Origin of the sequence: Labilibaculum manganireducens (assembly GCF_963665805.2) — a bacterium.
GTDB lineage: Bacteria > Bacteroidota > Bacteroidia > Bacteroidales > Marinifilaceae > Labilibaculum > Labilibaculum manganireducens.
Genome location: NZ_CAXXEE010000003.1, coordinates 1,106,324 through 1,131,524 on the forward strand (window position 1 = coordinate 1,106,324; position 25,201 = coordinate 1,131,524).

Genomic DNA, 25,201 nt, shown 5'->3' on the forward strand with positions numbered 1-25,201 from the left:
GGGTGTAATGCCGCAATTATTGGATGATAAAATTCTTTGCTTGTGGCATTATTGTTTCTGGTCGATTCGGTTTTTCTTTCAATAAGTATCGGTAAAAGCATAAAAAGAGACTATCTCATTTGAGACAGCCTCTTTTTAAACTAGTTTCTCTGTTTACTTTTTAAATTTAAGAAATCATTTATGTCATTAGGCTCCTTCCTGAATCAACGAATGTCTAAATGCCTGCTCAACACAATCTTTGTGAGAAAAATAGAAATTACTTTTTAACCAGGTAAACAATTCTACTTGTTCCTTTTCGGTTAACCATTCGAATGATTTCAGAAGTTCTTTTCGAAACAAATGTTTCTGATCTGAAACCGATTGTAAAACAAATTTCTGATGTTCTAACATAGCGGTACTATTTTTGATTTCAGTAACTTTCATCAAGTTAAGTTCCATTAGGGAAGCAAACTAGTTCTTCCTTTTCTTTAGGTAATAGAAATACTTCTTGAAGGTTTAGGTTTTGCTTCTTCCTTTTTGGGCAGACGAATGGTAAGAATTCCATCGTTGTATTTGGCAGAAATTTTATCGCCGTTTACCAAATTGATAGGTAATTGAAATGATCTGTGAAACGACTGATAACAAAACTCCCTTCGTGAGAATTTTCCATCTTTGTTTTCTTTTTCTTCTTTTCGTTCCGAAGAAATAGAAAGATGATTGTTGTCTAAATTGATTTTAAAATCGTTCTTTTTCATTCCTGGAGCAGCTACTTCAATAATGTATTCATTATCGTTTTCGCGAACATTTACTGCAGGTAATGTGGTGTTGGTGTTCGAAAAGTTCGAATTGTTCCAATCCATCCAGTCTCTTGAGAAGAAGTTGTCGAACAAAGATGGAAAGAGATTGTCTGAATTTCTTTTTACTAGTGTCATGATAAATCCTCCTAATTTTACAGTTCTTAATTCAAAAATAAATAAGTACGTACTTGCAAAAGTATTCGAATCGTGATTCATTATAATCCAATCAAAACAGATGCCAAGATAGAAAAGATTAGGAGTGTAATGCTTTTGTAAATGTAATAAAACCAAGTGTTTGAGGCAAAAACTTTTTGATGGTACAGGCAGTCTTTTTGCTTGACATTTTGGCGCTCAGGATTCGAAATGAATGTCATTTTGACGTTTCAGATTCGAAATAAATGTCATCCTGACTTAAGAGAGGCAAGCACTGTTGCATCTCCATGCAAAAGCCGCCGAACATAAGCATTATTAATTTTTAGGAGTCCTTAAATATTTGAAATCAGCTTGTTGTTGATGCGTTTTTTTGACCAATTTATTTTTTTGTTTTGCCAACGAATAAGATTTACTTTTACAAGGCTGTTGAGAATGGCTGCAGACAGTGTTTTAGCCATCATCAGGAAAGAAAAATATTGTAAAATTAAATACAAAGGAGATTGATATGAGTAAGTTGAAAATGATTTTACTGATGGGATTTGTGTGCTTGTACAGCATTAAATTGCAGGCACAATACATCATCGAACAGATAGAATATGAGATTCCCATTAACTACGAATTGCTTCCGGAGGATATGGAGTTTGATGATATTGCCGATGAGGCCCGGTTTTTTCTTCAGCTTTCCGAAAGTAAATTGAGAGATGCTGCTCAAAAAGAATATGGGGATATTGAGATTATTCAATCAACAATTTATATCGACGGCGATAACTTTGCGGTGGAATCTTCCTCACAGGAGGACGGAAAAACCACCGTGATTCTAAATCATAACAAAGGCCTAATTTACTACGTTTTATGGTCGCAGAAGAAGATTTACGAGATGTCGGCTGAGGACATGGCAGAAATTCAGAAAGGTGTTGGTGATGCCATGCAAAAAATGATGGCAGACTTGCCGCCCGAAATGAAGGAACAGCCGCAAACCGCAAAACAAATTACAGCAACCGGACGCGGGATGGTTAAATACGGACAGCGATGCAGCGAATATTTATTGGAAGATGAGCAGGAGATGATGGTAATTTGGGCCTCGGACGATAATATGGGGTTGGCCAAAAAAGCAAAAAGCATGTCGGAGAAACTGGCTGAAATTTTTCCTTCGATGGATGAGGACGAACAGGACGAATGGGATTTAGTGGCAGGGAAAATACCCGTTGAAGTAAGAACCTTTCGCCTCGATGCAATGGATGATGCTCAAATGGGGATTCAGGCAATTACCCGGATTACTAAAACCACTCCACCTGCCGAAAAATTTATTTTGCCTGCCGAGGCTGTCGGCTTCGAGAGAAGTTCTTTTAAAGACATGATGACCCAAATGCAGCAAATGATGCAGGGAATGGAAGAAGAGTAATCTCGAAGATTAATTTTTTAGCATTAAATAACTACTCGTTAAAGTAAGCAATTTTTCTTTTTTTATCGGTTTTGAAATAAAATCGTTGCAGCCTGCGGCTATCGCTTCTTCTTTCTCCTGAGATGTTGTGTATGCTGTCTGTGCAATAATAGGTAGGTTGTACTTCAATTGTCTTATTTTTTTGGTGGCATCGATACCGTTCATTACCGGCATTTTAATGTCCATAAGAATTAAGTCAATCTGATTATTGGTTTTACAAATATCTAAGGCTTCTTTTCCATTTTTTGCGCGAAGGATTGTTAATTTGTCATCAAACTCGGAAAGAAGAATTTCTAAAAACAGGAAATTAACGTCTTCGTCTTCGGCAACCAAAATGGTAAAGTTTCTTGTTTTGTCTGAGTTGGGAACAGGACTGCTTGGTGTATGACTTATGGTTTGTTTTGTTGACTTATAAGGCAGACTCACATAAAATGTTGTCCCTTTCCCTTTTTCCGATTCCAAAGTGATTTTTCCACCCAGAAGTTCTGCGTTTTCTTTGGCTATTGATAAACCCAGCCCTAAACCTCCAACATTCTGAGAGACTTCTTTATCTTCCTGCGAAAATCGTTCAAAAACAAGCTCTTGTTTTTCCGGATGTATTCCAATGCCTGTATCTTTCAAATAGATTACGATCTTATCATCCTGCAAAGTATATCCCAGTTCTATGAATCCGTCTTGCGTAAATTTTAATGCATTCTCCAATAAATTACTAACGATCCGGTTCAGTTTATAGGGATCGGTGAGCAGGGTGCTTTTGCTGTTGGGAAGTCCCATCTTTAGAGATAGCGGCGTCTGGTTTGCTTTTGCCTTTCTTTCGAATATTGTGAATAATTCCGATAAGAATTCATTTAGACACAATTCCTCTATTTGAGGTTTTACTTGTTTTGTTCCAAGTGCAGAAATTTCAAGAATATCATCGATAATGTGAAGTAACTGATTTCCGCTGCTTTGAATGATTTGGATGTAGTATTGTCTTTTCGCATTTGTAATATTCTGTTCATTTAATAAATCTGAAAATCCGAGAATCCCATTCATCGGTGTTCGGATTTCATGCGACATATTATTAATGAATTCAGTTTTTAGCCGGTCACTTTCTTCAGCCTTTTCTTTTGCTGTTTTAAGTTCGTATTCGGTTTTTTTCTGATCTGTAATGTCTCTAAATTCTACAACCCGAACATTTTTTTCCCCATATGGAATTTGGCGGGCTTCTAATCTTATCGGGTATTCATCTCCATTTTTCCGCAAGCCAATACTATAATACGGGGTTTCGTATTCGCTTAAGATATTTTCCATAACAAGCTCACGTTCCTGCTCAGCGATCAGCAGCAATCCATTCATTCCAATTAGCTCTTCAGTAGAGTAGCCGGTTATGGCAGCAAGTCCCTGATTGCAGTCTAAAATTATTCCTTTATCGTGTATGGTTATTCCTCCAAAGGAAGCATTGTGCAGTGTTTTAAAACGTTTTTCACTTTTTTCTGCTGTTTCTATAGCTGATAACAATTCTTCATTTTGGGTTTGATATTCTTCGTTAAGAACCAGATATTCTTCATTTTGTTCCTGAAGAAGAGTCTCTGCAATTTTCTTATCGGTAATATCTTCAACACTCGACCATATAAGCTCCTGATCACCTTTCTTAATCATTTTCCCATGCAATCGAATGGGAATTAATTTTCCCGACTTGTGAATGTATTCTTTTTCGTAAGGACCATAAGCTCCGGTATTAGCTAGCGAAGCTAATTGCAGTTCTTCCTGCCTGGTATATTTCTCAGGAGTAATATCCCAATACGTTAATTTTAGCGTTTCTTCTATAGAGCGGCCAATGATATTTGCATATGCGGCATTAACCTCTACCAATTCGCCGGTAAGTTTGGTTAGCACCAAACCAATTGGAGACTCGCTGAAAAGCATTTGAGTGAATTTTTCACTTTGTATAGACTGCTCTTTCGCACGTGTAGTTTCCTCGTGTTTTTGTTGTAATTTTTTTGATTGATCCGCTATTATTTCTTGATTTTTTTGTTTTGAAGCAATTTCTGCCGACAGCCATTTTTTGATCAGAATAGTTAAAATTACAATGGCTGCAATAAGGTTTATCATTTTTGGAATAAATACAACCTTAGCCTGGGCTAAATAGTGGAATATTTCAATTGGAATTATTTCGGAAAGTGAAGTATACCAGGCGCCAAAATAGATGCTTTCGAAAAGAGTGCGGAAAGCATCAATCGATAAAACAATAAGAAGTAATTTCAATAATTTGTCTGACTTACCAAGTAACCTTATTTTTCTGACATAAAATATAAGGATGTAAGACCAGATTAGTACCAATAGCCAATAGGTAATTGGTGTCGCAAATTTAAAAAAATTGTCCATATTATTGGTTTGGTGTTAATACAGCTGTTGATTATTCTACCTAAGATATTCATTTTTTTTAATATGCTGTTGATGATGTTATTGAAAAAGAGATGCTGTTTGTTGTTGTTGTTTATGTTTTGTTGTGGCTGATGCGGGGGAGAAGCGTGTTTTTGTAACGGTTTAATATAATTCCGATATTTTTTATTTACCTGTTATTTTTTTTAGTTCGTATTTTAATTCTTGTTTGTATTGTTACCAATTTCTTATTTTTTGGAGTTTGAAACTAAATACTTATTTCTAATTTTCAGTGGATTGGATCAATTTTGGAATATGTAATCATTTCATGAAAAATAAAAATTATCACTATGCCGGACGAAGGCAGACAGATTTTTTTTAAAGAGTTTGTAACCCGCTTTATTAATGAGTTATAATACATGTTTTTTTACCGTTTGCAATTAAAAAGTCTAAAATACTTTTATTATATTTATGAGCGTTTTATGACTGATGAAAATGAGGTGGTAAGTAAAATATATGTCAACTCATTTATCTCATGCATGGAGTCTCATTATTTAATTGAAAACCAATATCTAATTAAATATTTTTCGTATGAAAAAAAATACAATTTATTCAATTTTGCTTTTTTCCTTAATCAGCTTCAGTGCGATTGGGCAAAATACAATGACGGTTCATACCGATCTTGCAAAAACAAAAATTAACAAAGAAATCTACGGGCATTTTGCTGAACATTTGGGGCATTGCATTTATGGTGGAATTTATGTTGGTGAAGATTCTCAAATTCCGAATGTAAAAGGATTTCGGGAAGATGTAGTTGGCGCGCTTCTGGATATGAAAATTCCTTTATTACGTTGGCCCGGTGGTTGTTTTGCTGATACATATCATTGGAAAGACGGTATCGGACCCAGACAGCAAAGACCTTCTATGGTGAATATTCATTGGGGAGGAGTTACTGAGGATAATAGTTTCGGAACTCATGAATTTCTTGATTTTTGTAAATTGATTAAAGCGGAACCATATATTAATTTGAATGTTGGATCGGGAACGGTTCAGGAGGCTTCGGAGTGGGTTGAATATGTTACTTCGAAAAACATTAGTCCGATGACTGATCTACGAAAGAAAAACGGACAAGAGGAGCCTTGGAATGTTAAGTTTTGGGGAATAGGCAACGAAAATTGGGGTTGCGGTGGTAATATGACTCCGGAATACTATGCTGATTTGTACAATCGATTTGCTTCGTATTGTGGTGGTAATTTGTATCGTATTGCCGGCGGACCTAATGTTGATGATTACAATTGGATGGATGTATTGATGAAGAAAACAACCCGCCACCGCCATTTGGTTCAAGGTGTTTCGCTTCATAGTTATACATTTACAACAAGTTGGGAAGATAAAGGATCAGCTACTGATTTTGACGAAAGCGGTTGGTTTGCTGATTTGAAAAACACTTTGAAGATGGAAACTCTGATTCAGGAACATTCAAAAATAATGGACAAATATGATCCTGAGAAAAAAATTGGATTGATTGTAGATGAGTGGGGAAACTGGTTTAATGTTGAACCTGGTACAAATCCAGGATTCCTTTATCAGCAAAACACGCTTCGTGATGCATTGGTTGCCGGGATTAACCTGAATCTTTTTAATAATCATGCCGATCGTGTTGCGATGGCTAATATTGCGCAGGCTGTTAATGTGCTGCAATCGGTTATTTTAACCAAAGAGGATGAAATGGTGTTAACACCTACTTATTATGTGTTTAAAATGTACAGTGTGCATCAGGATGCTACTTTGATTCCTACAGATTTGAAATGTGAAAATTATGAGTTTAACGGGAAGTCAATTCCTTCAGTAAATGCTTCGGCTTCGACTAAAGATGGTGTTGTGTCTGTTACTTTTTGTAATTTAAATCCAAACAAGAAGGAAAGTATCGATCTTACACTGGCCGGACAAGAATTTAAAAGTGCATCAGGACAGATTATTACCAGCAAAAATATGAATGATTGTAATGATTTTGGCAAAGATGAAATAGTGAAGATTAATTCGTTCGAGGTAAAAAAACCAAAAAATAGAAAACTTAGCATTGATTTGCCTGCTAAATCAGTTGTTTTGATACAATTAAAATAGAATTAGTTCAATATACCAAAAGGGTGCTGTCACAATTGTGACAGCACCCTTTTTTGTTGAATCGCTGTTTCAGTGTATATAAACGTGTGTCAGAAAGATTAGGTAATTGTGATTCTGAACGAAGCTGAGGAAATAATTTTTTACAGCTATTTATACTCTATGGTTCGTCGCCATTTAAAATAATCATTTAATACCTGCAGCGGTTTTTCACTGGGAACATTACCAACAAAAGGTTTTGATCCAGATAAATACATCACATTCGGATGCTCGTTACTGAATGTTGGCCATTCAGGGACGCCTTTTCCATTAGGGTTTCCATATATAGTAAAGTTAGTCCAGTAAGTACCCATAACTTCGGATAATTTAAAGTCTGATGGGGTTGTATTTGGATTTAAAGAATCGAGATTCATAAAGGCGTAACGAACATCTTGTCCGTGAGGGGAACCATAACCATACTGGGGGGAACCTTTTGGATAATTGGGGTGCTGATCGAAATAATAGTAATACACGTTCGATTTTCCGGTTTGCGATTGCAAACGTGCCCAACTCCATGTATGCCACCCAAATGCGGCATCACGAGAAATGTCTCTTGCCGATTTTGGAACGGTATGTTCTCCTACCGGATAAACCTGCAGTAAAGTATCGGCAAATTGTCCAAATCTGTTTTTTACACTGGCTATATATTCTTCAGGTGTTCTTCCCGGAGAAAAGCTGGCACCTTCGTCCGAGTTGTAACCAATAAGCACAGGCACATCGTTGTATTTGTACGCTTCGTATAGTTTGTATTGGTCATCGGGAATTACATACCCATCTATAATGGGCCAACTGCCCGGCAAAGTCCAGGTTTTTGGAATAAATTTTTCAGCAGGTAGCTTGCGCAGGTCTGAAATTGAGGAAGCTCCCATATTTTTCATATATTCAACACCTTCCGATTCAGCCAATTGAAGTGATTTCATGTTTTCTCCCGGTTGAGTCGTTGATCGTTTTGGACCAAAGGAACCGCCACTCTGCGAAATGGCTCCTTTAAAAAGCCCTTTGGCCAATGGAGAAGCACACAACATACTCACCGAAATAGCACCGGCTGATTCGCCAAATATGGTTACCTTTTGAGGATCGCCGCCAAAATTGGCTATATTCTTCTGTATCCATTTCAAACCGGCAATCTGATCGAATAAACCATAATTCCCCGATACATGATTAGGGCTCTCTGCACTTAATTCAGGATGAGCCAAGAAACCTAATTGGCCAACACGGTAGGCGATGCTAACGACAATCACACCTTTTTTTGCCAGATTTTCACCATTACAAGCAGGATCATTGGTGGTGCCAAAACTAAATCCGCCCCCATAAATCCAAACTAATACCGGTAGTTTTTCATCGGATGACATTGCGGGTGTCCAAACATTTAAGTACAAACAATCTTCACTTATCCCTGAACTTGGGGTGACTCCCTGCATCGGGGCAGGTGCATACTCTGTTGTTTGTTTAATTCCTTTCCACTTTTCTGCAGGTTGAGGGGATTTCCAACGTAATTCGCCAACAGGAGGTGTAGCAAAAGGGATTCCTTTAAAAACTCTTAGTTCGTTTTCCATTGTACCTTGAACAATACCTTGTTCAACTTTTACCTGTTCCGGAGGAAGTGTGGAACAGGCACCTGTAATAAACAGGAGCAGTAAAGCAGTAAAATAATTGAAGTTTTTCATTTTTATAATTTAATGATTTAGAAAATTCCGCATTCTATTTTAAAGTTGGTTTCTTAAAGTATTCAATGTCTGTATTTGTGGAAATGCTGCATTTGCTGGTGCAATGATCGCACTCCAAATTCAATTTTTTTAATTAAAAAGATTGAATTGGCTTCTCTGTTATAGAAATATTGATGCCCGTTTTTAATTCTTTCCATGCCAAATTGCTGCATGTAAAATAAAGAACGGTGTTCAGGATTAGTTGCAAAAATACACATAAAAAAAAGAGATGAGAATTAGAATTAATTCTCATCTCTAACTACAAACTTTGAACAAATGTATTTACTTAACTATCGAGCCTTTTATCATGGTAAAAGAATGTGCCGGAAAATCGTAAGTGATTTTATCTGTTTTCTTCACTTTTAAAGAAGACTTTTTCTTTGTCTCGACACTTGTTTTCCCGAAGTCATTTTCAGATTTAATGTCAGGACCATTTATTTCGTACACCTCAAATTCGCCGTCAAAAATTCCTTCCTGACAAAGTAAGTCTGTTGTAATTGCCTTGTCTTTATTACGGTTCATTACGCAAACAATTACTTCGCCGTTATTATAGGTAGCCGAAACATCCAAAAATGGAACGTCTTTTTGAATGGTTGTTGATTCGCCCAATCCTATGAAAAATTCGCCGGTATCATACGTCTCACAATCAACATGAACATCCAGAGAGGTTCCTTTTACATTGTTGGCAAATAACTGAATAGGATAGAAGATGGTTTGCTTAAACATTCCTTTTTCGGATGTGAATATAGGCGCAATAACGTTCACAAGTTGTGCCATATTCGCCATTTTCACGATATCTGCATTACGGATAAATGCATTTAAAAATCCAGAAATTACCAATGCATCTTCTAAATTGTAGCGTTCTTCGAGCGCTTTGGTACCTGCCATAGTTTCTTCTCCTCGGGCACGATACCAAATGTTGTATTCATCCCAGGCGATATAAATTGGCGGGCGGTTTCCCCGGTCTGCATTTTCCATTTCGCGGTCAATCAAACCTTTTACAACACGGGTTCGTTCTTCCAGAACTAAAGGAGAGGAAACGAAATTGTAATAATTGTTTTCAACATTGCCAACATACATATGCAAGGCTAAATAATCAATAACATCACGCAATTCGTGAAGTACTTTTTCGTTCCATTCGTTGGGATCTGCATTGGGACGGTAATTTGACGAACCGGCTGCTATCAGCTTAATTTCCGGAGATGTTAGTTTCATCAATTTGGCTGCCTCTCTTGCTTTTTTGCTGTAATCTTCAGCATTTAGATGACCCATCTGCCAAAATCCATCCATTTCATTTCCCAGACTCCAGTATTTAATGTTGTATGGCTCTTCGTGACCATTCTTTTTCCGGAGTTCGGCATAGTAAGGACCGCTTTTAACGTTGCAATACTCTACCCATTCCTGGGCTTCCTTTATTGTTCCTGTTCCCATGTTTACAGAAAAATAAGGTTCTGTTCCCATTCTTTTGGCATAAGCCATAAATTCATCCGTTCCAAAGCGGTTGCTTTCCAAACGCGACCAAGCCAATTCCATTCTGGCAGGACGATCATCTTTTGGACCAATGCCATCTTTCCAATTGTAATTGGATACAAAGTTTCCTCCCGGGTAACGGGTAATCGATACATTCAGCTCTTTTACAGCATCCAGTACATCCAAACGAATTCCGTTTTCATCGGAAAGAGGAGAATTTTCTTCGTAAATACCTCCGTATACACAACGACCCAAATGCTCTACGAAATTTCCGTAGATATTTTTATCTACCTCACCAATAGTTCGGTCAACATCAATTTTGATGCGTGCATTTTGTGCCGATAATGTTTGCATACCCACCAGAATTGTCAGCGAGCTTAGAACAGCAATTGCATATTTTTTTGATTTTATAATCTTCATATTTACAGCTTTATTTTGTATTGTGTTTTATAATTTAACGGTTGGCCACTGATCTTTATCCCAGGTAATTTCTTTAATTAAGAGTTTTGGAATGCCATTATCAGAAGCATCATAAGCATGGAAAATTAAATAGTCGGTTCCATCAAAACTTACAGTTGCATTGTGTCCAAGTCCGTACCAATCCTTATTTCCTGCTAAAAGAATGGTACCACCTCCTGTGTTCATTGGCTTGTTGTCTCTATCCAGATAGGGGCCATTTACATTTTTTGATCGGCCGACAATCATTTTATAGTTGCTGTTTACACCTTTACAGCAATAATCAATAGATGCGAAAAGGTAGTAGTACCCGTCTTTTTTAAATATAAAGGGAGCTTCTATGGCATTTCCTCCTGCATCGACAGGATTGTTGTCAATTGCCGGAGGATTGGGTAAACGGGAATCTTCTTTACGAGAGGCTATGGTTGGAATTTCGGTTAAATCATCATCTACCGACATTGCATCATCGGAAAGTTTCACCAATTTGATTCCATCCCAAAAAGAACCAAAACTCAGGTATGCCTGACCTTGTTCATCTACGATTAGATTGGGATCAATGGCATTCCAATTTGTTTTGTTTGGAAAAGATTGGATGATTTTTCCATGATCAACCCATTTAAAATCAGGATCGTTTGCGTTTAGTGTTTTGTTGGTTGCCAAGCCAATACAAGAAGTGTTTTTTCCAAAGGCCGAAATGGAATAGTATAAATAATACTGTCCGTTAAAAAAAGAGATGTCCGGAGCCCAAATATGACCTTTAAAACCATCAACAGCTTCAACAGCCCATTTTGGAGGATTGTCAAATACAGGTTTCTCATCTGTCCAATTTTTCATATCTGTTGAGGACCAAACATTGATTCCCCATCCAGTACAAAACAAGTAGAACGTATCATTCTCGCGGATCATCACCGGATCATGAACGGAAATTTTATTTTGCCCAACAGATATTTGAGTGAACAATAATAAACTTGCAAAAAAGAACAACTTCACAAGCGTCTCACTAATTTTTATAGATGATTTTTGCATTGTAATACAGATTTTGTAACTATTATTTTGTTGTTTTTTTACCCCAAACAGGTCTTCCTCCGGCTGTTAAGCCTGAGTAGGTAAAAGTTGTTGTCCGGGGTGATGCTTCCCAGTCCCATCCTTTTTCCAGATTGAGCTGTTGCTCACCAATGGTAAGAATCTTTTTGTCCTGATCGTAAGACCATGTACCACTTAATGCCCCGGATGCTGTCATGTTGGACGAAAGAATCAGTTGAGATGATTTTTGCTGAACCTTATATTCGTAATTCATTGATATGTTTTCCCACGTACCTGTTAAATCGCTTTCGTTAATAGTAGGTTGTGGAACGCCTGCATAACGTTCAGGCATAACAACCGGCCAGCCGTCTTCTGTCCATGCAATTTTTCGAATATTCCCCATCATAATGGCATTGCTGTAGGCATTTCCATTTGTATTGGCAGGCAAGCGGGCTTGCGAGCTGTAGAACCATTCGTTTGTTTCTTCGTTTTTGAAAACAGCACAGTGCGAAATTCCCACCCAGCCTGAATGATTGTTGAACTTGTACGGATGTGTTAACACGGGCCAGCATTCGCCTCCTTCGGTAATATTGGTTCCATTAATACCAAAATAAGGACCTGTGATACTTGTTGATCGGCATACTCTGGTATTGTAGGCAACTGACAGTTCATCGTAAGCCAGGAACAGATAATAGAATCCTGTTTTTTCATTGTAAATAATTTCAGGACCTTCCTGTGCCTGCCAACGATTAAGTTCGCTGTTTTGACGGCGTGCAATAAGAGTTCCGTAGTCTTCAATTGATGCCAGTTTATCGGGTTTTCCTGTTGAAGGATTCACCTGTAATGCGACAATGCCTGAATGCCACGAACCGTAAATCAGCCAGTGATTTCCTTCCGGGGTAATAATAAAAGTTGGATCTATTGCATTCCATTTAAAATAGGCATTCCAATCGCCAGTATTTGAACGCGTCCAGTTGTTTTCTCTGTCCGAAACAGAACTAACTACCATTCCTTTATCCACCCAGGTATTACTGCTTAAGTCATCCGATTCCATAAGACCGATAAAAGCATGTTCTGTCCAGGAACCATCAAAGTTTGCAGGAGTATTGGCTTTTCCTGATTCAATGTAATTGTCAATTACAATGCTGTAATACATTCGGTACTTGTTTCCAACTTTCCGAACAACCGGAGCCCAGTGTCCATAAACAGGAGAGTCTATAATATCAAGCCCTGCCTGAATTCTCATACTGTTGAGTGTGTCTTTTACCCATGAAGGAGTTTCGGTCATTGCCATTCCACGAAATTCCCAGTCAACCAAATCCTTTGATCTGCGATAAAGAAAATGTCCGTGCCCCTCGTGTGCATTCCCATAGGAAGCATCTGTTCCGTACATGTAATAATACTCTCCATCATATACTACAGAAGGGTCATGAACATTGGCCAAATTCCAGAAAGTCCGATTGTCCCAACCTGATATGGCTGAATAATCATCAGCATATTTAGGACCGGAAAAATCATCCGCCGGAGGATTTTCTACTACCGGATCCGGTTCTTCGGGATCAATAATATTATCATTACTGGAACAGCCTGCAGTCATTAGAAAAATCACGAACGCTGCTGAAGAAATAAATCTCATCATCTGTTTTTTATAAAATAAGAGTTATTTAGGATTATAATTTCTGCTCTAAATAACTCTATTAATACTACTTTTTTGTCCTTTATTTTAGGGATTGAATTTGATGATTTTATCACCAAAACAGATCTATAGGGTCAGTAATACCAAAGTATTCTTCGTGATCTGATTATTTTAGATGATTAAATAAGGGGGATGTCCACTTTTTGTGGACATCCTCAAAATTAGGTCTGAATTGGCTTAGTAGCCATCATTCTGTACCATTCCCTTGTTTGTATCCATTTCGGATTGAGGGATTGGGAAATATTCACGGCCAGGAGTATAGGTGTTGAATTCAGCATCCCTTGATTTTAGCCAGGCTAATTTAGATGCATCTTCTAACCATCCCCAGCGGCAGATGTCATCAAAACGGTGTCCTTCCAAAGAAAGTTCTAAAAACCGTTCATGGGCAATTTGCTCTCTCATTGCGGTTTGTGTCATGTTTGGTTTAACGGTTGCTAAATCAGGCAGGTTTACACGATCCCTCACCATTTGTATATACTGATAGGCATCATTGGTGGCTCCGGTCTCGTTTAAACATTCCGCATACATTAACAGCACATCTGCATAACGCATGATGCGTTCGTTAATTCCAGATCTCCAATCATACTCGTTTGCAAAATCGCCATCAGAATTTTCATACTTTCTGCAGTATAAATCATTTAGATTGGATTCGTTAGCTGCATAAAATGTTGCGAAATTCTGACCGTATAATGACATTCCAACACCGTCGTATGCATTTTTATTGTAGAATATTGTTGCGTCTAACCGCGGATCTACTTCTCCATCAACTGTTAATTCTTCTCTGTATTCATTAAACAATGCCCAGGTAGGTTGTAAATCTGCATATCCAAAGCCCGCAGCACCATATGTAATTGCTCTTCCTGAGGTTCTTCCCCAACCAGGTGCAGGCGTTCCTCCCCAGCTTAGATCTACGCCACCAGCTTCTCTGCTAAATTGTACTTCAAATACAGATTCTGAATTGTTTTCGTTTGTTACGGTGAAATTATCACGGTAATCAGCAACTAAAGAGTACACTTTCAAATCGAGAACTTTCTTAAATGTCACTTTTGCAGATTCGAAGTCTTTTGTAAACAATTGTGCTTTTCCTATATAGGCCAAAGCTGCACCTTTTGTTGCTCTTCCTATTTGCCCTGCGTCCAGTCCGGATACATCATCGTAGGAAACAGGCAATAAACCGACAGCCATTTCTAAATCAGAAATTACCTGAGCCCAGCCTTCTTCATTTGTTTTTTGTTGGTGATATAATTCACTGTTGGATAATGGCAGCGGAACATTTTTAAACATGTTTACCATGTGGAAAAAATACAAGCCTCTTAGAAAATATGCCTGCCCCAGAACACGGTCTTTCAAATTGCTATCTTCCATTTCAATGGACGGCACATTATCCAATACCTGATTTGCGCGGTAAATTCCCTGATAAAAATCACGATACGCCCAACTGTAAATATCTGGATTTGCAATACTAGAGTTGAATTTGCCGATAACGGACATTGCGGTCCAAGGGCTGTTACTTCTGGTTGCATCATCCTTTAAATCCAGCATCATAGGAGTGCTTCTCATGTAACTGCCGTCTATTAGCATACTGCCATACACTGAATTAATTCCTTTAAGCGCATCGTTATCTGTCTTCCAAAATGCTTCTTCCGTATCAACATTTGGATCTATCTGTACTAAATCGTCCTCACTAACACAACTTGAAACCAAACTGGTCAGCGCAAACAAAATAGCTATACTGTAAATATTTTTATATCTCATTTTATTTCTGTTTTATTTAAGCATTTTAAAAGTCAATCTCTACACCTAAAATAAAAGTTCTTGGATTTGGAAAAGACCCGTAATCGAAACCTCTGGAGAATAATCCATCACTCATAAAGTCAGGATCATAGCCTTTGTATTTACTAATGGTCAACAAATTTTGTCCTGAAACATAAACTTTTGCATGTTCCACTATATTATTTGCTTTTAATGGAATATTATAGGCCAACTGGGCATTTTGTAGTTTGATATAGTTTCCGCTCTGGATAAATCGGTCAGATGCTCTTGCATTTTGATTGGTTTCCAATTGATCAGGACGTGGAATGTTTGTATCAGTATTGGTTGGAGTCCAGTAATTCAACATGTCTGTATGATGATTTACAAGCCCGCCAATCATCAAACTATTGTAAGTTCCATTGTAGATTTTATTACCTGCACTACCTTGCCAGAACATTGAGAATTCCCAGTTTTTGTAAGATCCGCTTAAGTTTAAACCATAGCTAATTTTAGGAATTGAAACGCCTTGGTAAGTTCTGTCTTCATCGGTAATTAAACCATCTTTATTTACATCTTTAAACTTAACATCACCTGCAACAGCTCCCGGCTGAGTTGCATGAGAATCAACATCTGCCTGACTCTGAAAAAGACCTTCCGTTTCGTACACATAAAGTTCACCAATAGACCGTCCTACTTCGGTTCTTGAGTTCGTCCCATTAATTGGAGTATCATCTGTTCCTATTTTTAATACTCTGTTTTTTAGTGTTCCAACATTTGCCGAAATATTGTACTTAAACTCTTTTGAGGAGTTGTTATAACTCAATAAGAATTCAAAGCCTGTGTTTTTTACTGCCGCTGCATTTGTCATAACTGATGATGACCAGTCGTTGCTAATTGTTCCGGTAGAAAGAGGTAGCGGAACTCTGGCTAACAGATCTGTCGATTTTTTCTCGTAATATTCAGCCGTAAACTGTAGTTTGTTATCAAACATTCCTAATTCTACTGCCGCATTTACAGTTTCAGTATCTTCCCATTTAAGATTAGGATCCGTTGCATCAACAACAATTGTACCTGGTGCTAATGTATTTCCAAAAAGATAGCTTGCAAAACTATTGGTTGTAGGAGTGTAGGCATATACTCCTGCAGTATTGTTTCCTAAAGTACCATAACCTCCTCTTAATTTCGCAGTATTCATCCACTGTGGAAGAGTGATAAAACTTTCGTTGTGCAATTTCCAGGCTCCGGAAACAGAGAAGTAATCTCCTGTATTATTTTGCTTGGCAAAAAGAGATGTTTTGTCTTGTCTGTAATTTGCTGTTAAAAAGTATTTGTTATCAAAATTGTAATTAATTCTGCTTAAATAGGATATGCCGGTTATTGTACTTTCGTATTCACCTGTAGAGGTGTCGTCAGCATATTCCAAATGACTGATTTCATTGTCTTCAAATCCAACTCCTCTTGACCAGTGATTGTAATAATTTGTTTTTTCCTGAACCCATCCAACAAGTGCATCCAACTTATGTTTGTTTATTTCAATGTTGTAAGTAAGCAGGTTGTCCAGCGAAGTAAAGGTTTTACGGCTATCGTTAATGTCAAGCGAAGATTCCGAATTTGTAGTAATATAATACCATCCTAAATCACTTGGTGGAACAAAATATCTTGTGTGAGTATCCAGTTGATCAGCACTGGCACTAATTTTATATTTTAAGCCTTTTACAATTTCAATCTGACCCCAGATATTACCAATAAATCTGTTTCTTTCAGCTTGATTATCAATCAGGTTGTTGAATCCAATCACATTTAAAGTGATTGCCTTTTGAGTCAGGTTATCAGTACCTCCGTAACCACCTAGTCTGTTTTCGTCATAAACAGGCATTGTTGGGATTGATTGAAGCAGGTTTATTACCGATGAGGTACCTACATTGTATTCGTTAAAACTTTCTTTATCTGATTTTGTATAACCCAGTTTAGCACCATATTTAAATTTGCCTTTTTTTCCATTCAAATTTAAGCTGGTTGAGATTCGTTCATAATCCTGAGGAGTATCTATATAACTTGAGTTTTTGTAATAATCTGTATTAAAATTGTAACCGAAATTTTCAGAACCTCCATTAAATGATATTGTATGATTTTGGATGATACCTGTTTTGAAAGCTGCATCCTGCCAGTCGGTATTTACGTTGTCAATATAATACTCGCTGGTAGGATCGTTGCCTGGAAGTATCGCTTGTCCTGAATTCAAGTATGCAGCATTGGTAATTTTTTGATATCCTTCTCTGTCGGTAAGTGAAATTTTCCTGGCAACATTCTGTATGCCAAAAAGAGATTTGAGTTTTACTTTTAAATCTCCATTTTGAACTCCTTTTTTTGTGGTGATGATTACAACACCATTTGCACCTCTCACACCATAAATGGCAGCGGAAGAAGCATCTTTTAGTACTTGCATTGATTCGATATCGCCGGGAGCGAAATCATTAGGATTGTCAACAATCATTCCATCGATTACAAATAATGGGTTGTTATTATTAAAAGAAGTAATGCCTCGGATTTTAATATTCACCGATCCTCCTGGCTCACCCGAAGATTGAACGGTAACTCCGGGAGCTTGCCCCTGCAGCATTTTGGCTACATCATAAGTCACTGTTTTTTTAGCATCATCGGTATCAATAACACTAACAGCACCTGTTAAATCCGATTTTTTTTGTGTGCCATATCCAATAACAACAACTTCATCAAGCTTTGATACATCTTCTTGTAAGGTAACATTGATTGATGTTTGATTATTTATTGGAATTTCCTGTGATAAATATCCTACAAAGGAATAAATCAAACTTGCATTTGGATCTTGAATGGTTAGGGAATAGTTTCCGTTAATATCCGTTATTGTTCCATTTGTTGTTCCTTTTTGAACAACATTAACTCCTGGGAGTGTTGTATTGCCGGTAGTTTCAAAAACAACACCTTTAACGGTAATTTGAGCTTGACTTACTCCTGAAAGAATCAGGAAGCAGAACAAAAATCCGCCTAAAAATATTTTTTTCATAGAATAGAAATTAAATGTTACTTATCGTTTATAACGTTTGCAATGTAAGTCGATAGCTCTTCAAAGAGGTGGACAATTACACAATTGGGGTGGATGATTTCGGAAAATGAAGAAGTATGCTTATTGGAGAATGTGTGTTACTTATTGTTTTTGAGTTAGTTGTGTGTAAAGTCGGAGGGGCTCATTCCATAATGTTTGCGGAATACTCTGCTAAAATATTTAGGGTCATTGAATCCAACGGCAAATGCAATATCAGAAATTGGGAGTTTGTTTTCCTGTATCAACTCCATCGCTTTTTTTAATTTGAATGCGTTAATAAAATTTGTAATGTTTAAGTCTGTTATTGCTTTCAATTTTTTGTATAACAAACTGCTGCTTACAAACATTTCGCCGGCAAACTGATTGATTGTGAAGTCGGGATTGGTGTAGTTTTTTTCCAGTATTCGATATACTTTATTAATGAATTCTTCGTCAACAGGGTTTGATGTAATGTTTTCCGCAGAAATGTTTTGCGACGAATTGAACATTCGTTTTAATTTCATTCTGCTTTCAATCAGATTTTTCATTCTAATCTGTAACAGTTGCAGATTGAAAGGTTTTGAAATGTAATCATCAGCACCGGTTTCAAGACCTTCAACCCAGTTTTCAACCATATTCTTTGCTGTTAACAGGATAATAGGAATATGGCTTGTCTGAATCTCCTTTTTCATACATTTACACAGTTCAATGCCACTAAGCACCGGCATCATCACATCAGAGATGACTAAATCGGGAGAATGCTTTTTAGCCATCGCAAAGCCAATGTTACCGTTTTCGGCTCCCAGTATTCTATAGTCCTCTTTTAAGGTTTGCATTAGAAAGGTACGCAAATCAAAATTGTCTTCAACAATCAGTACCAATGGTTTTGATTTGTCCTGTTTTCCAGTATTTTCAGATCCTAAATTTGATTCAGGATTAACCATGTTATGAACTAAGGTATCAACACGGGCTTTTAATTTCACCTCAGCCTGGGTGTTGTTGCGGTCTAAATCTTTTTCATTATAACGATCGGTTGTATATGGCAAATAGACTTGAAAACAGCTTCCTTTTTTGATTTCACTTTGAACTTGAATTTTACCGTGTAATATTTTAATAATCTCAGAGGTTAAAGCTAAGCCAATACCAGAGTTATTCTTGTCTAATTCTCTTTCGGATTCAACATGGTAAAACCGTTCAAAAATATATGGCAGATGTTCCTTTGCAATGCCTTTTCCGTTATCAGTAACTTCAATGTAAGCATAAGGTGCAGGGAAAATATTATCAGCATCTTTCTCTACAAATTTAACTTTCATTGTAATTTCACCATTTTCAGGTGTGTATTTAAAAGCATTGGATAGCAAATTGTAAAAAATATTTTCGAGCTTTTCAGCATCAAACCATGTTTCTGAATTTGTTTGCTGTGCTTCAAAATGGTACTTCATTTGCATGTGTTGAGCCAAATTTTCAAATGATTCAAAAATATCATGTAAGAATTCATTTAAATTGCCTTTACTCACAAGCAGATCCATTTTTTCGTTTTCGATTTGCCGGAAATAAATAAGACGGTTGATCAGATGAAGCAGTCGTTTGGCATTTCGGTCAATAATTTTTAAAGTGCTGATTGTGCTTTGATCATCGCTTAATTTTTTCATTAATTGTTCCAGAGGATCAATAATTAGGGTAAGCGGAGTTCTAAATTCGTGCGAGATATTCGTGAAAAAACGCAATCGAAGTTGGTTTACCTGTTTCACTTCCTTGTTTAATTCAATCATCTTGTCGCGCTGTTGGGCAATCTTTTTATTTTGAATTTCAAGTTCAAGTTTTTGTCCGCCAATTAACAGTTGCCTGTCAGCTAATTCCTGATTTGTTTGTTGTAAATACTCAGCCTGGTGTCTTAGTTTGTCTTTTTGTTCTTCAATTTTTTCAGTTCGTTCCAGTACCTGATTCTCTAACTTCTTTTTTTGCTCTTTTAAAAAACGTGTTCTGTATTGAATGTAGCTGATTATTATTAAAACGATTGCAATCAGGAGTATAAATTTAAACCACATTGTTTGCCAAAAAGGTGGATGAACTTTTATTTTTAATTCTGCAATCTTGTCTGACCACATACCATCGCTGTTAGAGGCTTTAACCATGAATTTGTATTCTCCTCCCGAAAGATTTGTGTAATTGGCAAATCTTCTGCTCGAAGGAACATTAACCCAATCCTTATCAACACCTTCCATTTGGTATGAATATTTTATTTTTTCAGGTAAAAAATAATCAAGAGCTGAGAATTCTATCGAGAAAACTGCGTCTTTGTAGGAGAGCTCAATAGAGTTTGTTTCAGATATGGATTTATTTAAAATTACATTGGAATGATATTCTTGTCCAATTTCAACGGGTCTGTTGAATACTGAGAATTCAGTAAAAACAGGTTTGGATGCTTCTTGGTAAGATTCAACATTTTCCGGCATAAAATAGTTCAATCCAGCTATTCCCCCAAAATAAAGTTTGCCATTTTCATCAACATCTGATGCTGACCAATAAAATTGGTTACTTAAAAGTCCATCTTTTACAAAGTAATTTTGAAAAGATTCAGTTTTCGGATTAAATTTAGAAAGACCATTGTCCGTACTGATCCATAAATTGCCTTGTTTGTCTTCTTCTATGGCATAGGCTACATTATTGCACAAACCATTTTGGTCATTATAAGTTATAAATTGAAACTTACCGTTATTATCAATGGTGTATTTACAGATTCCACTTCCGTAGGTACCAATCCATACGGTACCGTCTTTCGATTCAAACAAGGAAATGATGTAATTTCCAGGAAGAGAGAATGAGTTATCCTGCTGATTGAAAAAGGCATCATATTTAATGCTTGTTTTTTGATCAAGTTGATTTAATTCATCTTTTGGAATGCGGAATAATCCATTACGGGTACCAATCCAAACCTTATTTTGCTGATCACTTAAAACACATCCAACCTCAAGAGGGTTTAACAGTTTCATTTTCTTGTCGATATGGGTAAATGTGTTCAGCTTGATATTAAATAAATCGAGTCCTTTTAATGTTCCAATCAGCAATTGGTCTTTATCTAATTCTGTTATTGAGGAAACGAAATTCGAACAGAGACTGTTCGAAACTTCAAAGTTATTACGATAGGTATCAATATTTTTGGTGATTACTGATTTTAGTCTTTTTAAACCGTCTCCCCATGTACCTAACCAAAGTTGTTTACTGCTGTTTCTATATATTGAAGTAATAAAGTTCGCGCCAATTTGTTCTTGAGGTGAATTGCTAAGATTAAAATGGTCAACATTTTCTCCATTATTAACGATTCTGTTTAAACCACCGCCAGCGGTTCCTATCCAAAGAATGTTTTTTTCACTTAAAATTGAGTTGATTGTATTGTGACTTATGCTTTTAGGGTTTAATGGAGTATGAGTGATCGAATAAAAAGGCTTTTGATAAATGTTGTAGAAATTGACACCTCCTTTATCGGTACCTATCCATACATTCCCCTGTTTATCAGCTAATAATGAATTAATGAAGGGATTGTTTAATTTTTGATCTTCTTTGAAATCATCACCTAAATGATAAAAAGAGTGCGAACTTGGATCAAAAAAGTTTAGTCCGGCCAAAGTACCAACGATGATTGTGCCTGAATTGTCTTCAACAATTTCTGTAATTGCTATGTGGTTTAAACCTGATGAATTCTGTGGCTGATGCGTGTAAAAATAGATTTGTTTATTGTCTGGCTCATATTGATATAAGCCATTAGAGGTTCCGATCCAAACATTTTCTTTTGTATCAACAAAAATGCAATTTACAACAAGGTTTGCAACAGATTTAATTAGTTCGTTTAATGTGGTATCGTTTTGAAAATTTATCTTGTCAACAATCACCAAACCGTTCTCGGTTCCAATTAAAATATTTTCTTCATGAATTAAAATGTGACTGATGTGTTGGTTCGGCAAAACAATTTCAGTAATCTTCTTAGCTGAATATGAGTCTGTTTTATCTTCCTCAATAAGCCAAACTCCGTCATCTTCTGTCGCTGCCCAGATCTTATTTTGTTTATCAATGGATATATGAGGTATGGAGTGTCCGTTTAGATTCGACTTGATATTCTCAGGCAGTGAAAAGCGATTCTCATTAAAAAGGAATCTGGTTAACCCATTTTTTGTTCCAATCCAGATATTTCCTTTACTGTCTTCACTCATCGATTGAATAAAGTTGTCAGGAATACCGCTAAGATCCTTGGTTTTGTTATAGGTCGTAAAAGTGTAACCATCGTAACGACACAGTCCGTTCCACGTGCCAAACCACATAAATCCCCGGCTGTCTTGCAAGATACAATCTACTGTGTTTTGCGCTAACCCGTTGTTGTTATTTAAGTAATGGAAACGAATATGCGAAATTGGCGATTTTTGAGTTTCTCCAATAAGTGTATTGCTGCAAAAACAAAGAAGGATAAAGAAACTGGAAAAAATACATCGCCGCATGATATACTGTATTTTTATAATTTTAAATTAAGAGTGTATCGAACTATCAAAAAGTGGTATTTGTACAAGTATACTTACATTCTTTGAATGTGCAAAACCAAGAATTCGTAATTTGTATCATTTATTGTTGATTCCGACAGGAATAAATTAACCTTAAAATAAATTAATGCTTGTTATTGCTTAAGAGTTTAATATTATTTTTTTGTAAATTTCGTCGGAAATTTATTTTTTTTTTACAAGAAAATAATAAAAGTCAAAAATACTTTATATATTTGAGGAGAAAATTAATATTATGAATCCACAATATAAACACCCTAAATATCATGTTGCTGTCGATTGTGTGATCTTCGGTTATCATGAAGGGGAACTGAAATTATTACTTTATCCAAGAGGATTTGAGCCTGCGATGGGAAGATGGTCTTTGTTAGGAGGATTTGTTCAGGAAGATGAGTCAGCTGATATGGCTGCCCGCAGAGTGCTTAAGAAAACAACAGGGCTGAGTGATATTTACTTAGAACAAGTGCAATCGTTCTCAGATCCGTCAAGAGATGAGGCTACGCGTGTTATTTCGTTAGCATACTATGCATTAATTCGAATTGATAAGTACGATACGGATTTGGTTCGCGAAAATGGAGCGCATTGGTGGCCAATAAGTAAGCTTCCTACTATGATTTTTGATCATGAAAATATGGTTCACGAAGCGTTGGACAGACTCCAGAAAAAAGCAAGTTTTGATTTAATAGGAGAGGAATTGCTTTCAGAGATGTTTACACTCCTGCAATTACGAAATTTATACCAGGCAATTTTTCAGAGGGAGTTTGATCCGGGAAATTTTAGAAAAAAGGTTTTATCCTTAGGACGACTGGAAAAATTGAATGTTAAAAATACTACAGAATCCAAGAAAGGGGCATTTTATTATCGGGCAATTAAAGGAGATATTGAAAAAACATTTGATAGAGTCGTTAAATTTTAAAGCTTGATAATTTAAACTAAAGAAGCATTTTTTTGCTTTTTTTACTTAGTATAAAAGTAGAAAGTACTGATAAAATACTTATTTGAATCTGCTGGTAAATCTTATTGTTATTAATGTGAAGATTAATTGTATTTAATAAAAAAGTATAAAATACTATAAGAATAAAATGAAAGAGCTAAAAGAAAAAGAGATTTGGTTTGTAACCGGAAGTCAACACTTGTATGGTCCCGAGACACTAAAACAAGTAAAAGATAATTCAGAAGAAATTGCTGAAGGGCTTAATGCATCAGACGCAATTCCTGTAAAAATTGTTTTTAAATCGGTATTAACAACTCCTGACGAAATTTATAATTGTTGTCTTGAGGCAAATACAGACAACAACTGTATTGGATTGATTACATGGATGCATACTTTTTCCCCATCTAAAATGTGGATACAAGGTTTAAGTATATTGAGCAAACCATTTGCACATTTACATACTCAGTACAACAGAGATATTCCATGGAGTGAGATTGATATGGATTTCATGAATTTGAATCAATCAGCACATGGCGGCCGTGAGTTTGGATTTATCTGCACACGATTGCGATTAAACCGTAAGGTGATTGTAGGTCATTGGAAAGATGAAAAAGTTCGCAAAACCTTAGGAAGCTGGACAAGATCTGCTGTTGGATATAATGAATCCAAAAATTTAAAAATTTGTCGTTTTGGCGATAATATGCGTCATGTTGCCGTAACAGAAGGCGATAAAGTTGAAGCTCAGAAAATATTGGGCTGGCAAGTAAATTATCACGGGGTTGGTGATCTTGTTGTTAGTATGGATTCGATAACAGAGCAAGAAATTGATTCTTTAATGGATGTTTATGCTGCCGAATACAAATTGGCAGATAAAACAAATTCAAACATTCGTTATCAGGCTAAGATAGAATTGGGAATGAAGAAATTCCTGGATGCAAATGGATATAAGGCTTTTACTACCAATTTTGAAGACTTGCATGGTTTGAAACAACTTCCGGGATTGGCTTCTCAACGACTAATGGAACAAGGTTACGGTTTTGGAGCTGAAGGTGACTGGAAACAATCTGCTTTGGTAAGAATCATGAAAGTAATGTCGGCTGGTATGAAAGGCGGATGTTCTTTTATGGAAGATTATACTTACCATCTTGATCCTGCTTGTCCTTCAGTATTAAGTGCACACATGCTTGAGATTTGTCCTTCAATTGCTAAAGAAACTCCAAGTATCGAAGTTCATCCACTTGGCATAGGCGGAAAAGATGCTCCTGCCCGTTTTGTATTCGATGTGCCTGAAGGGGAGGGAATAAATGCAACTCTTGTTGATATGGGAGGACGTATGCGAATGATTGTTAATCCTGTGACAGTTATTACACCTAAAGCATTGCCAAAACTTCCTGTTGCCCGTGCCCTATGGGTTCCACAACCAAATCTGGAAATTGGTGCTGCTGCATGGATTCTTGCCGGAGGTGCTCATCACACTAGTTTTAGCATGGCATTAAACAAAGAATGTCTTGAAGACTTTGCCGAAATGGTTGGTGTTGAATTCGTAACGATTGAAAATACAACAACAATTTCAGATTTTAAAAAAGAGCTAAAATGGAATGATTTATATTACCATTTAGCGAAGGGATTGTAGCGTATATCAAATATCATTTAAACAATACT

At 36.6% G+C, this 25,201-nt stretch carries 14 protein-coding genes; 4 read left to right on the forward strand and 10 right to left on the reverse strand.

The window, feature by feature from the left end; translation table 11 throughout:
• Positions 1–186: 186 nt before the first annotated feature.
• Together ACHZAX_RS04375 and ACHZAX_RS04380 are read right to left on the reverse strand one after the other, a co-directional pair.
• Positions 187–438, reverse strand: a complete 252-nt coding sequence (locus tag ACHZAX_RS04375; protein WP_394698213.1) for a hypothetical protein — start codon at positions 436–438, stop codon at positions 187–189.
• Positions 439–467: 29 nt separating this feature from the next.
• A complete protein-coding gene (locus ACHZAX_RS04380; RefSeq protein WP_320018157.1) occupies positions 468–911 on the reverse strand; it encodes an Hsp20/alpha crystallin family protein in 444 nt (147 codons plus the stop codon).
• A 523-nt stretch (positions 912–1,434) separates the two neighbouring features.
• On the opposite strand from ACHZAX_RS04380, the gene ACHZAX_RS04385 reads away from it, so the two are divergent.
• Entirely contained in the window at positions 1,435–2,331 is an 897-nt protein-coding gene (locus ACHZAX_RS04385) for a hypothetical protein (protein ID WP_320018158.1), read from the forward strand.
• A gap of 9 nt (positions 2,332–2,340) precedes the next feature.
• Here ACHZAX_RS04385 and ACHZAX_RS04390 read toward each other — a convergent pair whose 3' ends face one another.
• A complete protein-coding gene (locus ACHZAX_RS04390; RefSeq protein WP_320018159.1) occupies positions 2,341–4,737 on the reverse strand; it encodes a PAS domain-containing hybrid sensor histidine kinase/response regulator in 2,397 nt (798 codons plus the stop codon).
• A gap of 588 nt (positions 4,738–5,325) precedes the next feature.
• Here ACHZAX_RS04390 and ACHZAX_RS04395 point away from each other — a divergent pair.
• Complete coding sequence (locus ACHZAX_RS04395) at positions 5,326–6,858, forward strand: alpha-N-arabinofuranosidase (RefSeq protein ID WP_320018160.1); 1,533 nt, start codon at positions 5,326–5,328, stop codon at positions 6,856–6,858.
• Between the two features lie 146 nt (positions 6,859–7,004).
• Here the strand turns inward: ACHZAX_RS04395 and ACHZAX_RS04400 are convergent, their stop codons facing one another.
• The 7 genes from ACHZAX_RS04400 to ACHZAX_RS04430 all read right to left on the reverse strand — a co-directional run bounded on the left by ACHZAX_RS04400 (position 7,005) and on the right by ACHZAX_RS04430 (position 22,548).
• Positions 7,005–8,561 carry a carboxylesterase/lipase family protein gene (locus tag ACHZAX_RS04400; RefSeq protein WP_320018161.1) on the reverse strand — a complete coding sequence of 519 codons (1,557 nt, stop codon included), beginning with the start codon at positions 8,559–8,561 and terminating at the stop codon, positions 7,005–7,007.
• 321 nt (positions 8,562–8,882) lie between these two features.
• Positions 8,883–10,490, reverse strand: a complete 1,608-nt coding sequence (locus ACHZAX_RS04405; RefSeq protein ID WP_320018162.1) for an alpha-N-arabinofuranosidase — start codon at positions 10,488–10,490, stop codon at positions 8,883–8,885.
• Between the two features lie 27 nt (positions 10,491–10,517).
• Positions 10,518–11,552: an arabinan endo-1,5-alpha-L-arabinosidase gene (locus ACHZAX_RS04410; RefSeq protein ID WP_320018163.1), complete on the reverse strand. Its 1,035-nt coding sequence runs from the start codon at positions 11,550–11,552 to the stop codon at positions 10,518–10,520.
• Positions 11,553–11,574: 22 nt separating this feature from the next.
• Positions 11,575–13,188: an arabinan endo-1,5-alpha-L-arabinosidase gene (locus ACHZAX_RS04415; protein WP_320018164.1), complete on the reverse strand. Its 1,614-nt coding sequence runs from the start codon at positions 13,186–13,188 to the stop codon at positions 11,575–11,577.
• Between the two features lie 234 nt (positions 13,189–13,422).
• Positions 13,423–15,000, reverse strand: coding sequence for a RagB/SusD family nutrient uptake outer membrane protein (locus tag ACHZAX_RS04420; RefSeq protein ID WP_320018165.1), 1,578 nt, complete (start codon positions 14,998–15,000; stop codon positions 13,423–13,425).
• A 25-nt stretch (positions 15,001–15,025) separates the two neighbouring features.
• On the reverse strand, positions 15,026–18,040 hold the full coding sequence (locus tag ACHZAX_RS04425; protein WP_320018166.1) for a SusC/RagA family TonB-linked outer membrane protein: 3,015 nt from the start codon (positions 18,038–18,040) through the stop codon (positions 15,026–15,028).
• 155 nt (positions 18,041–18,195) lie between these two features.
• A complete protein-coding gene (locus tag ACHZAX_RS04430; RefSeq protein ID WP_320018167.1) occupies positions 18,196–22,548 on the reverse strand; it encodes a two-component regulator propeller domain-containing protein in 4,353 nt (1,450 codons plus the stop codon).
• A 292-nt stretch (positions 22,549–22,840) separates the two neighbouring features.
• Here ACHZAX_RS04430 and ACHZAX_RS04435 point away from each other — a divergent pair, with 292 nt between their 5' ends.
• Positions 22,841–23,521, forward strand: a complete 681-nt coding sequence (locus tag ACHZAX_RS04435; RefSeq protein ID WP_101309269.1) for an NUDIX hydrolase — start codon at positions 22,841–22,843, stop codon at positions 23,519–23,521.
• A gap of 166 nt (positions 23,522–23,687) precedes the next feature.
• Positions 23,688–25,172 carry an L-arabinose isomerase gene (gene araA / locus ACHZAX_RS04440; protein ID WP_320018168.1) on the forward strand — a complete coding sequence of 495 codons (1,485 nt, stop codon included), beginning with the start codon at positions 23,688–23,690 and terminating at the stop codon, positions 25,170–25,172.
• Positions 25,173–25,201: the final 29 nt, after the last annotated feature.